Source organism: Pyxidicoccus sp. MSG2 (assembly GCF_026626705.1).
Lineage (GTDB): Bacteria > Myxococcota > Myxococcia > Myxococcales > Myxococcaceae > Myxococcus.
In genome coordinates this window covers 2647075-2660172 of record NZ_JAPNKC010000001.1, presented here as the reverse complement: position 1 = coordinate 2660172, position 13098 = coordinate 2647075, and the positions used below count along the sequence as shown (strand labels likewise).

At 71.7% G+C, this 13098-nt stretch carries 11 protein-coding genes and 1 pseudogene; 5 read left to right on the top strand and 7 right to left on the bottom strand.

Annotated features, from left to right (window positions below; genetic code table 11):
• The first annotated feature begins 84 nt into the window (after positions 1-84).
• Together OV427_RS09615 and OV427_RS09610 are read left to right on the top strand one after the other, a co-directional pair.
• Positions 85-3819, top strand: coding sequence for a tetratricopeptide repeat protein (locus OV427_RS09615; RefSeq protein WP_267855803.1), 3735 nt, complete (start codon positions 85-87; stop codon positions 3817-3819).
• 49 nt (positions 3820-3868) lie between these two features.
• Entirely contained in the window at positions 3869-4201 is a 333-nt protein-coding gene (locus OV427_RS09610; RefSeq protein ID WP_267863400.1) for a hypothetical protein, read from the top strand.
• 12 nt (positions 4202-4213) lie between these two features.
• On the opposite strand, the pseudogene OV427_RS09605 reads toward OV427_RS09610, so the two are convergent.
• The 4 genes and pseudogenes from OV427_RS09605 to OV427_RS09590 all read right to left on the bottom strand — a co-directional run bounded on the left by OV427_RS09605 (position 4214) and on the right by OV427_RS09590 (position 7980).
• Positions 4214-6291, bottom strand: a pseudogene (locus OV427_RS09605) (RecQ family ATP-dependent DNA helicase).
• 46 nt (positions 6292-6337) lie between these two features.
• Positions 6338-6589, bottom strand: coding sequence for a DUF3006 domain-containing protein (locus OV427_RS09600; RefSeq protein ID WP_267863399.1), 252 nt, complete (start codon positions 6587-6589; stop codon positions 6338-6340).
• The gene (gene radC / locus OV427_RS09595) at positions 6589-7371 is read right to left on the bottom strand and encodes a RadC family protein (protein WP_267855802.1); all 783 of its coding nucleotides are present in this window, start codon (positions 7369-7371) and stop codon (positions 6589-6591) included. Before radC ends, OV427_RS09600 begins: the two co-directional genes overlap by 1 nt.
• Before the next feature lie 150 nt (positions 7372-7521).
• Positions 7522-7980, bottom strand: coding sequence for a Crp/Fnr family transcriptional regulator (locus OV427_RS09590; RefSeq protein WP_267855801.1), 459 nt, complete (start codon positions 7978-7980; stop codon positions 7522-7524).
• 72 nt (positions 7981-8052) lie between these two features.
• Here OV427_RS09590 and trxB point away from each other — a divergent pair, with 72 nt between their 5' ends.
• The 3 genes from trxB (at position 8053) to moaC (ending at position 10827) form a co-directional block, all read left to right on the top strand.
• A complete protein-coding gene (gene trxB, locus OV427_RS09585) occupies positions 8053-9015 on the top strand; it encodes a thioredoxin-disulfide reductase (protein ID WP_267855800.1) in 963 nt (320 codons plus the stop codon).
• Positions 9016-9112: 97 nt separating this feature from the next.
• Positions 9113-10297 (top strand): trans-sulfuration enzyme family protein, encoded by a 1185-nt coding sequence (locus OV427_RS09580; protein WP_267855799.1) that lies wholly within the window; start codon positions 9113-9115, stop codon positions 10295-10297.
• Positions 10294-10827, top strand: a complete 534-nt coding sequence (gene moaC / locus OV427_RS09575; protein WP_324289946.1) for a cyclic pyranopterin monophosphate synthase MoaC — start codon at positions 10294-10296, stop codon at positions 10825-10827. Before OV427_RS09580 ends, moaC begins: the two co-directional genes overlap by 4 nt.
• Positions 10828-10898: 71 nt before the next feature.
• Here moaC and OV427_RS09570 read toward each other — a convergent pair whose 3' ends face one another.
• The 3 genes from OV427_RS09570 to OV427_RS09560 form a co-directional block, all read right to left on the bottom strand.
• Complete coding sequence (locus tag OV427_RS09570) at positions 10899-11480, bottom strand: DUF2378 family protein (protein WP_267855798.1); 582 nt, start codon at positions 11478-11480, stop codon at positions 10899-10901.
• Positions 11481-11645: 165 nt separating this feature from the next.
• Positions 11646-12209 (bottom strand): NUDIX hydrolase, encoded by a 564-nt coding sequence (locus OV427_RS09565; protein WP_267855797.1) that lies wholly within the window; start codon positions 12207-12209, stop codon positions 11646-11648.
• 13 nt (positions 12210-12222) lie between these two features.
• Positions 12223-13047, bottom strand: coding sequence for a SirB1 family protein (locus tag OV427_RS09560; protein ID WP_267863397.1), 825 nt, complete (start codon positions 13045-13047; stop codon positions 12223-12225).
• Between the last annotated feature and the right edge of the window lie 51 nt (positions 13048-13098).

The following is a 13098-nucleotide window of genomic DNA, read 5'->3' as shown; positions in this document are numbered from 1 at the left end:
CGGTAGCACCCGCCAGCATCACCGGACGAGGGCGGGGTGGTATGGTCCGGCTCCCCCTCCCGAGTACCGGAGTCGTGAGCGCACATGGCCAAGTCGATGGTGGAGCGATACGAGCAGCTCCTCCGGCAGGACCCTACTTCTTCCGTCTTCGTCGAGCTGGCCAAGGCCCTGCTGGAAAAGGGGGACGCGGCGCGTGCCATCGAGGTCTGCGGGCAGGGCATCTCCCACCACCCCACGTCCACCGTGGGGCGGGTGCTGTGGGGCAAGGCGCTCATCCAGTTGGGGCGTCCCGCGGAGGCGATGGAGCAGTTCGACCAGGCCATCGGCATCGAGAAGGACAACCCGTACGCGTACAACCTCATCGGTGAGGTGCTGCTGCAGCGCGGGCTGTACCGCTCCGCGCTGCCGATTCTGCGCAAGGCCGTGGCGCTGCAGCCCAATGACGGGCGCGTGAAGCTGTGGCTGGAGCAGGCCCAGCAGGCCCTGGCCGGCGGCCCCGCTCCGGTGTTCGCGGACCTGATGGGGCTGGAGAAGTCCAAGACGGCGCAGGAGGGCGAGTCCCCGGATTCGGCCGAGGAGGGCTCGCAGGAGGCCGCTTCGGCGTCGCCCATGGCGGCCGCGAGGTTGCGCGCCGCCGCGCTCGGTGATGCCGCGAAGGCGAAGCCGGCGGAGGGTGCTGACGCGGCTGCGCGCAAGGCGAATGGTGCGGCCGGGGCGCGTGCGCCCGACGGTGCCTCCGGCGGCGACGCGGGCACCGGGGGGGATGGCGGAGCAGTTGGCTCGGGACAAACGAGTGCGTCCGCGAAGGGCCGTACGGCCACGGGCGAGCAGCCCCGCGCCGGGGCGGATGGCGCCACGGGCGATGTGGCGTCCTCGCTCGGGCTGATGAACCGTCAGGTCCCCGTGCTGCGGCCGGTGTCCGGCACGGAGCTGCCGGCCCTGGACCTTTCGCTCGACGACGAGGCCCCAGCGAGGGGCGACGGCGCCCCCGGTTCCATCGAAGCGCCGGGTGCGTCCGGGGACGGAGCCTCTGGCGAGCACACCGAGTCCTCGGCGGGAACGTCGGACGCCGCCAGCGACGACGCGTCCGGCAACGAGGATGGAGGCACATCGGAGGCCGGGAGCCCGGACCCGCTCCAGGCCGCTCCACCCGAGGGCACCAGCGAGCTGCCGCTGCTCCTCTCCGGCGAGTTCACCACGGCGAAGCCCACGATTCCCGCCGCGGGGGGCGGGCTCCTGGGGGACCTGCCGCCTCCCGAGCCCACCGCGCGCACCCCCGTCGCCGCGCGTACGGCTTCACCGGTGCGCCCGTCGGGCGGCAAGCGCTCGCTGCTCGACGACATCCCGGATGCGACGGCGACCGCCAACCCCACCGTCGCCGCGAAGGCGAAGGCTCCCGCGCCGGACACGGAAGCGCTCACCGCCGCCTACGAGCAGGAGCTTCGCGAGAAGCTGAAGCGCGAGGCCGCGAAGACCTCGTACATCGCCCGGCACGGCGTGAAGATTGCCGGCGCCGTGGTGGCGGTGCTGGTGCTCGGCATCGCCATCGTCGGGTTCATCAAGATCAGCTCGGACCACGGTGGACAGACGCTCAACGAGGCGCTGGCCCGGGCCGAGGACCTCACCGTCCAGGACACGCGGGCCTCGCTGGACGCGGCGCTCACGCAGCTCCAGCTCGCTCGGGAGATGGACGAGAGCAGCAGCCGCGCCTGGGCGCTCACCGCCTGGACGCACGCGCTGCTCTTCGCGGACCACGGCATGTCCCCGGACGACCGGCGCCAGGCGCTGGAGGCGCTGGAGAAGCCGGGTGTGAAGGAAGGCTCGCCCGGCCTGGTGCTCGCCACCAACGTGCTGGTGGCGGATGACCGGGGGCGCGAGCCCGCTCGCCGCGCGCTGCTCTCCTCCACCGAGGAAAGCACGGAGGTCCACGCGCTCGCCGCCAACCTCCTGCTCGCGGCGAAGGACGAGAAGAAGGCGCTGGAGCACTTCGACCGCGCGCTCCGGGCCTCGCCCGCCAACGTGCGCGCCCTGGTGGCGCTGGGGAACTACTACCTCGCCTCCGAGGACTTCGCGCAGGCCGTCGAGATGTTCGAGCGCGCTCGCAAGAAGTCGCCCGAGCACCCCGCGGCCCGCATCGGCCTCGCCGAGGCGCGGCTCGCGCTGGACCAGGACCTGGACGCGGCGCTCGCGGACGTGGCGCCGCTCGCGCAGGACGCGAAGCTGCCGGCCGCGCTGAAGGGGCGCCAGCAACTGGTCCACGGCGAGCTGCTCTCCGCCCAGGGCAAGCATGACGAGGCCCGCGCCCTGCTGGGCAAGGGCGCGCAGGGGCCCATGGCCTTCGACTTCCAGCTCGCGCTCGGTGCCGCCAGCCGCGCCGCGGGGAAGCTGGACGCGGCGCAGGCCGCCTACGAGGCCGCCCTCAAGCTGCAGCCCAAGAGCGACGAGGCCCGCGAGGGCCTGGGCCGCGCCCTGCTGGATAGAGACCGCGAGCGCGAGGTGCTGACGCGCCTGGAGGCGGACGGGGGCCGCAAGGTGGCCCTGGTGCGCGGCGCCGCGTATGCGCGCCTGGGCGACTGGAAGCGGGCCCGCACGGAGCTGGCGCGCACGCGCGTGAATGACCGCTACCCGCCGGAGGCCGTGTCCTGGCTCGCCCTGGCCGACGCGGCGGAGGGCAACGCGTCCCAGGCTCGCGAGCTGCTGGAGAAGGCGCTGGCGGGCTCCAAGCACCCGCGCAACGACATGCGGCTGGCGCTGGGGCAGGTGTACTGGCGCGAGCGCGCCTTCGACAAGGCGCAGGCCCAATTCGAGGAGGCGCAGAAGGACCCGCGCGACTACGAGGCGTCCTGCTCGCTGGGGCGCCTGCTGCTGTCGCGCGGGCTGCCGGACATGGCCCTCAAGCCGCTGACGCAGGCGGTGGAGCGCAACGGCGCGCACGGCGAGTCTCGCGACGCGCTGGGCCGCACGCTGCTGGCCCTGGGGCGCACGCCGGAGGCCCTCAAGCAGTTCGAGGCCTGGCAGCTGGAGAACCCGGGCAGCGCGGGGGCGCACAAGGGCTTCGCGCTCGCGCTGTACCACGCCGGCCGCCGCAAGGATGCGGAAGGGGCGGCGGGCCGCGCGGCGAAGCTGGCCCCGGACGATGCGGAGGCGCACCGGCTGCGCGCCGCCATCCTCTTCGCCGCCGGGGACGCGCGGGGCGGCTTCTCCGCGCTCGAGCGCGCCAACAAGCTGGACCCGAAGGACCCGGACACCTTCTGCGAGATTGCCCACGCCTTCCTGCGCCAGGGCAACGTGGACAACGCGGACGCGGCCTTCGCCGCCGCCCGGCGCGAGGGGCCGGATGCCACCTGCGGCCGGGTGGGCGAGCTCTACGCGCAGCTCCCCTCGGGCGGTCGCGCCGCGGCGCGGACGCTGGAAGACCTGGCGGCCCGCGCGCCCACCGTCTGGGACAAGGCCTTCGCGCAGGCGACCATGGCGCGGGTGCTGCTCGGCGCCGGGGTGCTGAAGGACGCGCGCTCCGCGGCGGACGAGGCGGTGCGGCTGGCGCCGTATGAAGGCCGCTCGTACCTGGCGCTGGGGATGGTGGCCCTCAAGCAGCGGCAGGAGGCGGCGGCGAAGACGGCACTGGCGAAGGCCGTGGAGCTGGAGCCCACGGACGGCCTGGCCCACCTGACGCTGGCGGACGTGCTGGTGCGGGAGTCAGCGGAGCTGCCCCGTGCCGTGGAGTCCTACGAGGCCTTCCTGCGACTGGCGGGCGATTCTCCGGAGGCGGCGCGGGTGAAGAAGGCGCTGCCCGTCCTCAAGAAGAAGGCGGCCAGATAGCGTGAGCACCTATCCATCCCGCCCCGAGGCGGCCCCGCTGCTGCGCATCATGTGGGGCAATGCCTTCCTGCTCTCGCTGCTCTACCTGGTGCTGGGCGTCGGCGTGGAGCTGGCGCTGCGGCTGTACCCCACGCGCTTCCTCCAGCGGCTGTCGCTGTCGCTGGACTCGCTCCCGGCCCGCGCGCTGGAGCTGACGGGGGCCCTGGAGCCGCTGCGTGAGGCCTACTTCAGCGGCCGCATCTCCGAGTTCGGCGTGCGCGTCGTCTTCGGCGTCACCACCGTGCTCGTCATCTTCCTGCTCGCGCTGGTGGTGGGCTCCATCATGGGCGGGCTCCGCTTCTTCGTGGCGCGCCGGGCGTGGCGCCGCGCGGGCGGGCGCTAGCGAAGCACCCGCTCAGGCCAGGCGCCGGGACTTCCGCACCCGGGGCGGAGTCGCCGGCACCGCCTGCGGCTCGTGCCCCGCCGCGCGGGCCATGAGGCAGATTTCCACCACCTTGGGCCCGAAGCGCTCCCAGCGGCTCTCCCCGGTGCCCTTCACCGAGAGGAACGCGTCCCGGTCGATGGGCAGCGCCGAGGACAGCCCCAGCAGCGTGGCGTCGTTGAAGATGATGAAGGGCGCCACCCCCAAGTCCTTCGCCAGCTCCCTGCGCCAGCGGCGCAGCTCCGTGGAGGCCAGCTCGCTGTAGCTCGTCACCGGCGCGGATGCGAAGGACGCGGCCCGCGGACGGGACGCCGCGGGGCCCGAGGCGAGCAGCGGCGGCATCTTCTGGGGCGCGCACACGTCGCAGTTGCCGCATGAGGCCCCCGCGTCCTGCTGGCCGAAGTACCGCAGAATCGCCGAGCGCCGGCACTTCTTGTCCCGGTCCGTGTACGCGTACTCCGTCATCCGCCGCAGGAGCGCCAGGTTCTGCCGCTCCTGCTCGCGCACGCGACTCAAGTCGAGCCCCAGCTCGCGGAAGGGCACCCGCTCCAGCGCGCGGATGGAGCGCCCGGCGAACGGCCGCCGCACCCGCGCCGCGCCGGACTTCTCCAACAGCCCAGCGCGTGCCGCACCTCGTCCACCGACAGCCCCGTGCGCCGGGCGAGAATCGGCAGCTCCGTGGTGGCCTGCCGCCCCACGGGGAACGTCTCCAAGAGCGACTTGAGCAGCCGCTGCGCGTCCGCCGCATGCGGGTGCGCGGCCAGGGCCTTCTCCGTCAGCGTGATTCCGTGCTCGCCCTCGCCCCGGCCTCCGCGCTCGATTTTTCCCTCGCGCTCGAGAATCCGCAGCGCCGCGGACACCTCGAACTCGCTGGCATTCACGGAGCCCGCGAGCGCGTACACGCCGCGCTCGAACTCCTCCACCGACTGGAGCACGCCCCACACGTCCCCGAACACCGCCTCCGAGGGGTGGCTGCTCTGGATGAGCCGCTCCTGCGTGTAAACGTCCGAGTGGTTGAAGAGCAGCACCGCCCGCGCGTCGCCCCCGTCTCGGCCCGCGCGGCCAATCTCCTGGTAGTACGCCTCCACCGCGCGGGGGATGTTGGCGTGAGCCACGAAGCGGATGTCCGCCTTGTCGATGCCCATGCCGAACGCGTTGGTGGCCACCGCCACCGCGTCCTTCGTGGACATGAACGTGTCCTGTGCCTTGCGGCGCGCGTCGTCCTCCATGCCCGCGTGGTACAGCACCGCCTTCAGCCCCTTGCCGTGCAGCTCGGAGAAGATGCCCTCCGCCGCCCGCCGCGTGGAGCAGTAGATGATGCCGCTGCCCCCCAGCGCCGCCAGCCGCCCGCAGGCCTCGTACCTGTCCGAGTCCCCGCCCACCTCCTGCTTGCCCAAAAAGAGGTTGGGCCTGTCGAACCCCTCCATGAACTCGCGCGGGTCCTTCATCAGCAGCACGCGGACGATGTCCGCGCGCACCTCGGGCGTGGCCGTGGCCGTCAGCGCCACCGTGCGCGGCGGGCGCAGGCGCTTGCGCACCTGGCCCAGCAGCGCGTAGTCCGGCCGGAAGTCGTGGCCCCACTGGGAGATGCAGTGCGCCTCGTCCACGGCGAGCAGGTCCACGCCCAGCTCGGACACCGTCTCCAGGAAGCTCTGGCTCCGGAAGCGCTCGGGCGCCACGTACAAGAGCTTGTACTCGCGCGCGCGCAGCCGGCGCATCCGCTCCGCGCGCTCCAAATCCGTCAGCGACGAGTTGATGAAGGTGGCCGGAATCCCGCGCGCGGTGAGCGCCTCCACCTGGTCCTTCATCAGCGCAATCAGCGGCGACACCACCAGCGTCAGCCCCGGCAGCAGCGTGGCGGGCAGTTGGTAGCACAGGCTCTTGCCCGCGCCGGTGGGCATCACCACCACCGTGTTGCGCCCGCTCATCACCGAGGAGATAACGGGGGCCTGCCCCGGCCGGAACTCCGACAGGCCGAAGTGGCGAACCAGTCCCTGCTGAGCTTCCTCGAAGTAGGGCAGGGCCACCGGCATCGCGCGCATGTTCACCATCCTGGTCCGGCCGTCAACGGAAACGTCGCCGGCGTGCCACCCCACCTCACAGGTCGAGCCCCGGTGGGACGGGAACACCCAGCAGCGCCCGTTTGCGCGCCACCTCCCGCATCCTCAACGCCGTCCGCTGAGGCTCCAGCCGGCCGTCAACCACCACGTCCCCCTCGCGCACTCCCGCCGGCAGCGACGCTTTCTCCACCGTGCATGCCTGCCCGGTATCCAGCCGCACCACCTGCGCCCGCGCGTCCTCCAGCAACTCCACCTGCACCGCGCTCCACACCCCCACCGCACCGACCATCATCCGCCGCCTCCATTCGCGCTCCAGCCGCGCTTCGTCTCCCACTCCGTGTCCGGGAACAGTCCCCGCTCCATCATCGACACGTACGCGCCGTCCCCCACCACCACGTGGTCCAGCACCTTGATGTTGAGCAACTGCGCCGCGGAGATGAGGTGCCGCGTCAGCCCCACGTCCTGGATGCTCGGCTCCGGATCTCCGGACGGGTGGTTGTGCGCCAGCACGATGGCGGTGGCGCGCGCGGTGAGCGCCGTGGCGAACACCTCGCGCGGGTCCACCGGGCACGCATTCATGGTGCCCTCCGCCACGCGCGCGTCGCGCACCAGCACGTTGCGCGCGTTGAAGCACAGCACGTGGAACACCTCGCGCCGCAGCGCGCCCAGCTTGGGCCCCAGGTATGCGTGAATCTCCTGTGGCGTGCGCAGCTTGGGCCGCCGCTCCACCGTGCGTTGCGCGCGGCGTCCCAGCTCCAGCGCCGCCAGCATCTGCGCGGCGCGCACCGGCCCCACGCCGGGCAACAGGCTCAACGCCAACGGCTCCTCCTGCACCAGGGCCTTGAGGCCTCCGTCCCGCGACAGGAGTGTGCCCGCCAACTGCAAGGGCCCGGGCGAGCGCGGCCCCGGGCCCCACACCACGCACAGCAGCTCCGGGTCGGTGAGGGCCTCCGCCCCCAACCGGAAGAGGCGCTCTCGCGACTCCTCCACGCCCCCGGCCCCACGCGCCCGCACCGTCCCGCCGCCCGCGGATTCTCCGCCCGCCCACGCCGCTTCCGCTGCCTGCTCCATCCCGCCCACCTCCACGGGTGTGGGACAAAGCAACACGCGTGCCTGCCTGCTCTACCTGGGGAGTCCTCCGCCCACCCGTCCCGACTCGCGCGAAGCAGCCCGTCTTCCGGACGGACATGCACGCACCACCCCACCTCTCGGGGCGTGAGACTAGAAGCGGGAGATGGCGAAGAAGGCCTTTATCTTGTCGTTCGTCTCGCGCAGCCGCTCACTCAGCGTGCGGACGAACGTCCAGAGCAGCACGTACGCCAGGTCCTTGTCGGTGAACATGAGCTGGTCCAGCTTCGCGCGCTCGATGACCCACACCGTGCAGCTCACGTGGGCGATGGCGTCCGCCGAGCGGGGCGAGTCCTCGATTACCGCCATCTCTCCGAAATACTGCCCGGACTCGAGGATGGCGAGCGCCTCCTCGCCGATGCCGGGCACCGTCTTGGAGATGCGGACCTTGCCCTTCTCGATTACGAACATCTCCTGGCCGCCCTCTCCCTCGCGGAAGAGGAAGGCGCCCGCCGGGTAGTCCCGGGAGTGGCCGATTTGCGCCACCTTGGCGAGCTGGCCCTGGGTCAAACCCTCGAACAGCGCAACCTTCTTGAGGACGGCGGCATCCATGAGGCCAGCTTCGTATCACGCGCCCGAGGGCCTCTGGTACCTTCGAGGCTCCAACAGGACAGGGAGGACCAGGTGGCGGAGGAGAAGATCAACAAGGTGACCATCATCGGCTCGGGGCCGGCGGGCTACACCGCGGCCATCTATGCCGCGCGTGCCAACCTGCAACCCGTGGTGTTCGCCGGAGGCCCCACGCTGGACCACCCCCAGCGCGTCCCCGGCGGCCAGCTCATGGTGACGACGGACGTGGAGAACTACCCCGGCTTTCCGGAGGCCATTACCGGCCCGGAGCTGATGGACCGGTTCCAGAAGCAGGCCGAGCGCTTCGGCACCGTCATCCACATGGAGAACGTCGTGAAGGTGGACTTCTCCCAGCGCCCCTTCCTCATCACGGGGGAGAGCGTCAGCTACCGCTCGGAGACGGTCATCATCTCCACCGGGGCCACGGCCAAGTGGCTGGGCGTCAAGGGCGAGGACGCCTACAAGAACCGGGGCGTGTCCGCGTGCGCCACCTGTGACGGCGCCTTCTTCAAGAACCAGGACGTCATCGTGGTGGGTGGCGGCGACACGGCCATGGAAGAGGCCACGTACCTGGCGAAAATCGTCAAGCACGTCACCGTCGTCCACCGCCGCGACTCGCTGCGCGCCTCCAAGGTGATGCAGGAGCGCGCGCTGCAGAACCCGAAGATTTCCTTCTTGTGGAACTCCGCGGTGGAGGAAGTCACGGGCGGCCCCAAGGGCATGACGGGCGCGGTGGTGCGCAACCTCAAGACGGGCGACAGCCAGCTGCTCAACGTCACCGGCCTCTTCGTTGCCATCGGCCACACGCCGAACACGGAGCTGTTCCAGGGCATCCTGGAGACGCACCAGGGCGGCTACCTCAAGACGGTGCCGGGCAGCACCCGCACCAACATCGAGGGCGTGTTCGCCTGCGGTGACGTGCAGGACAGCTACTACCGTCAGGCCATCACCGCCGCCGGCACCGGCTGCATGGCGGCCATCGACGCCGAGCGCTGGCTCATCGAGCACGGCGAGTAGCCGAAAGCCGCCGCGCGACACCGGCGAGCACTTCACGAGGCCGGCCCGCATCCTTCGGGCCGGCCTTGCCATTCCCAGCAAGGACTCCAATCCAACCATGAGCACGAAGCAGAAGACGGTGGCGGTGCACGCCGGCAGCCGGTTGACGGGGAGCAAGGCGGTGCCCGTCTCCCCGGCCATCTACCCCTCGGCGGTGAACTGGTTCGACAGCAGCGACGATTTGGACGGCGCGCTCGACGGGAAGGACTACGCCTACGCCCGCATCAGCGCCCCCAACACGACGCTGCTGGAGGAGGCGGTGGCGGCGCTGGAGGGCGCCGACGCATGTGTCGCGTACGCCAGCGGCATGGCCGCGCTCCGCTCCGTCTTCGAGTCGCAGGGCTTCAAGTCCGGTGACAGGCTGGTGATGCCGGCGGATGGCTACGGCGTCACGCGGCTGCTCTACAAGAACCTGTGCAACACGCTGGGCGTGGAGCTGCACGCGCTGCCGATGACGGACGCCCGCACGCCGGAGCGCATCCGCGAATTGCGCCCGCGCATGGTGCTGGCGGAGAGCATCTCCAACCCGCTGTTGCGCGTGCCGGACCTGCGCGCCCTGGCGAAGGCGAGCCACGACGTGGGCGCCACCTTCGTGGTGGACGGCACCTTCCCGTCGCCCGCGGGGCAGCGCTCGCTGGAGCTGGGCGCGGACTACGCGGTGCAGTCCACCAGCAAGTGGCTCAACGGCCACAGCGACGCGCTGGGCGGCACGGTGAGCGGCTCGAATGCGCGAATCGCTCCGCTGCGCTCGGCGCGCATCCTCGCGGGTGACGTGCTGGGGCCCTTCGAGGCATGGCTCACGCTGCGCGGCCTGCGCACGCTGCCGGTGCGGATGAAGGCCCATGCCGAGCACGCGGCGCACGTGGCGCGGCGGCTGTCGGACTCGCCGCTGCTCGAGCGCGTCATCTACCCGGGCCTGCCCTCGCATCCGGACCACGCGGTGGCGAAGGAGGTGCTCAACGGCGGCGGCCCCATGGTGGCCTTCGAAATCAAGGGCATCGGCCGTCCGGAGGGGATGCGCTTCCTGGAGGGACTCAAGACCTGCCGGCCGGGCCCGTCGCTCGGGGACGTGTGCACGCTGGTGATGCACGCGGCCAGCGCGAGCGCGCGCCGCATGACGCCGGAGGAGCGCGCCACGGCGGGCATCCAGGAGAACCTCATCCGCGTGTCCGTGGGGCTCGAGGACCCGGACGACATCGTGGAGGACCTGCTCGGCGCGGTGGCACAGGTGGTGCGCCGGTGAAGATGGTGGACGTGGGCGACAAGCCCAGAACGGAGCGCGTGGCGGTGGCCACCGCGCGCCTGCGCATGCTCCCCGCCACCCGTGAGCGCATCCTCGCGGGGAAGGTGGAGAAGGGGGACGTGCTCGCAGCGGCCCGGCTCGCAGGCATCATGGCCGCGAAGCGCACCCCGGACTTCGTGCCGCTCTGCCACCCGATTGCACTCGCGGGCGTGGAGGTGACGCTCACGCCGGAGGAGGCGGGGCTGTCCGTCCGCGTGCAGGTGAAGACGGTGGACCGCACCGGCGTGGAGATGGAGGCGCTCACCGCGGCGTGCGCGGCGGCGCTCACCGTCTATGACATGTGCAAGAGCGTGGACCGGGGCATGGTGCTGGAGGCCGTGCAGCTCGAGCACAAGGCCGGAGGCCGCTCCGGTACGTGGCAGCGCGAGGCGGAAGCCCCAAGCGAGACGCCGGCTCCGCGAGTGCGCGGAGGGAAGCGCAAGGGTGGTGCGCGCCCGTCCTCGCGCAAGCGCGCGAAGCGCGGCGGTTGAGACGGTGAAGGTGGGGCCGTGCAACCGGCCCCATGTCCTCCGTGTCGGTGTCGCCCCCGGCAACCTGCCCGCTACCGCCACGACAGCTCGAACGTGGCACCGGCGCCGTCGCGGGAGACCACCCCCACGCGCACGTCGCGGGCTCCCGCCAGGTCCAGGCAGGCTTCCAGGATGCCCTGGTAGTAGCCCGGCTGGTCCATCACCTCGTTGATCCACAGCTCGCAGTGCGTGGGGCCCCGCTCGGTGAAGCGGGACTCCACGTAGTTGTCGGCGCTCTGGAACGTCTCGTTGATTCGCCGCATCGAGCGCAGCGGCCCCAACAGCCGCCCCATGCTCACCATGGCCCGCCCCAGCGCGGTGCGCTCCACGCTTCGCGCCAGCATCTGGCCCAGCATCCGGTAGGCCTCACCGGTGGGCACGGCCGGGTAGAGGTCCGCGACGATGATGGCCAGGCTGCGCCTCCACGTGTCGAAGGAGTACGCGGGCCGCAGCCGCTCCGTCGCGTCCAGCCCCGCCTCCCTCAGCGCGTTGTACGCCGCGGGCGACAGGCGCAGGCGCACCGAGGGCTGGAGCAGCCAGTCGACGGTGTGCTCGAAGATGATGCGCTGTCTCGGCGCGGGCTCGGCGCGGGCCTGCTCCCCCCATGCATGCATGGCGCGGCTCCTGGAGTGCTCCGGCCGGTGTGCTGCCGGAGGGACAGGATACGAGGGGGCCACCCACATGCCGGCATGCCCGCGCCCCACATCCGACGGCTCCCGGACGTTGCACACGCGCCCTGTTCATCCCGCGACGCAAGCCTCCGCGACGAAGCCGTGGGTCTACTTCGCGCCACCGGCCTCCGCGCGCAGCCGCTCCAGGAAGAAGGCCACCACCACGAGCGAGTGGGTGATGTGGCCCTCCAGGATGAGCCGGGGCACGTCCGCGCGCGGGTGCAATTCCACGGCGATGTCCTCGCCCTCGTCCTGCTGTCCCGCGTGGCGCTTCACGCAGTCCAGCGCGAGGTAGCTGAAGCACTGGTTGGGCTGGAGCGCGGGGTTGGGGTGCACCGCGCCGAGCGGCACCACGCGGCCCGGTACGTAGCCCGTCTCCTCCTCCAGCTCGCGCGCCGCGGCGACCGCCGGGTCCTCGCCCGGCTCCACCATGCCGCCGGGAATCTCCAGCGTGGCGGCCTGGATGCCGAAGCGGAACTGCCGCACCAGCACGAGCTCGTCCGCCGTCGTGACGGCGATGACATTCACCCAGTCCGAGCAGTCCACGAGCACACGCGACGCCTCGTGGCCCGTGCGCGGGTCCGCCCAGCGGTCCTCGCGCACCTTGAGCACGCGGTAGTCGAGCTCCAATCCCCGGCGCAGTCGCAGCCAGGGCTTCACCGTCTGGGACACGTGGCCCTCCTCTTCAGTTGAGCAGCGAGGCGCGCTCGCGCAGCTCGCGGGCCGTCAGCTCCAGCCTGTCGCGGTCCGGTGCCTCGGGGGACAGCTCCAGGCAGCGCTCCACGTCCTTGAGCGCCGCGCGGTAGGCGCCCAGGTTGGCCAGCAGCGCCGCGCGCGTGCGCAGCTCACCCGGGTGGTCCGGTGCCAGCAGCAGCAGCAGGTCCACCACGGCGAGCCCGCGCTCGCAGTCCTCGCGGCCCAGGTACACGCGCCGCAGGTTGGACAGCATGCGGTACGTAATCAGCTCCACCGGCGCGGGGGCCAGCATGGCCCGGTCGAACTTGAGCTGCGGCGCCACGCGCTTGAGCAATTCCTCGCAGCCGTGCTCGGTGAGGATGTCCCCGTGGTGGAACGGGTCCATGACGAGCTTGTGGTCCCCCGCGTCGTGCGCCACCAGGAAGTGGCCGGGGAAGGGCACCCCATACAGGGAGATGCCCGCGCGCCGCGCCACCTCCAGGTAGACGACGGACAGCGTTATCGGCAGGCCCACCTTCCGTTCCAGCACCTGGTTCAGGAAGCTGTTCTCCGGCGAGTGGTAGTTGTCCTCGTTGCCGCGAAAGCCCTCGATGTCGGCCAGCACGTGGCGCAGGGCGCGCAGCGGCGCCAGGGCCTCGCCCTTCTCCTGGAGTCGCTCCGCTTCCACCTGCACGCGACACGCCAGCACGTCCAGCATGTGCAGGCAGCCGGGTGCGTCCAGCGTGGGGTGGTCCAGGGTGGCGATGGCGAGCGCGGCCAGGTCCAGCCGGGGGGGCTCGGCGGCCAGCGCCGACACCAACCGCTCCCGGGCCAGCGGCGGGCTGAATCCAGAGGGAATACTCACGGCGGGAACCAGTAACCCACG

Bases quoted from the DNA above. Each gene is read 5' to 3' on its own strand.
- OV427_RS09580 (WP_267855799.1), top strand. From the start codon at position 9,113: ATGAGCACGAAGCAGAAGACGGTGGCGGTGCACGCCGGCAGCCGGTTG.
- OV427_RS09570 (WP_267855798.1), bottom strand. From the start codon at position 11,480: ATGCATGCATGGGGGGAGCAGGCCCGCGCCGAGCCCGCGCCGAGACAG.
- OV427_RS09600 (WP_267863399.1), bottom strand. From the start codon at position 6,589: ATGGTCGGTGCGGTGGGGGTGTGGAGCGCGGTGCAGGTGGAGTTGCTG.
- radC (WP_267855802.1), bottom strand. From the start codon at position 7,371: ATGGAGCAGGCAGCGGAAGCGGCGTGGGCGGGCGGAGAATCCGCGGGC.
- OV427_RS09610 (WP_267863400.1), top strand. From the start codon at position 3,869: ATGTGGGGCAATGCCTTCCTGCTCTCGCTGCTCTACCTGGTGCTGGGC.
- OV427_RS09590 (WP_267855801.1), bottom strand. From the start codon at position 7,980: ATGGATGCCGCCGTCCTCAAGAAGGTTGCGCTGTTCGAGGGTTTGACC.
- OV427_RS09615 (WP_267855803.1), top strand. From the start codon at position 85: ATGGCCAAGTCGATGGTGGAGCGATACGAGCAGCTCCTCCGGCAGGAC.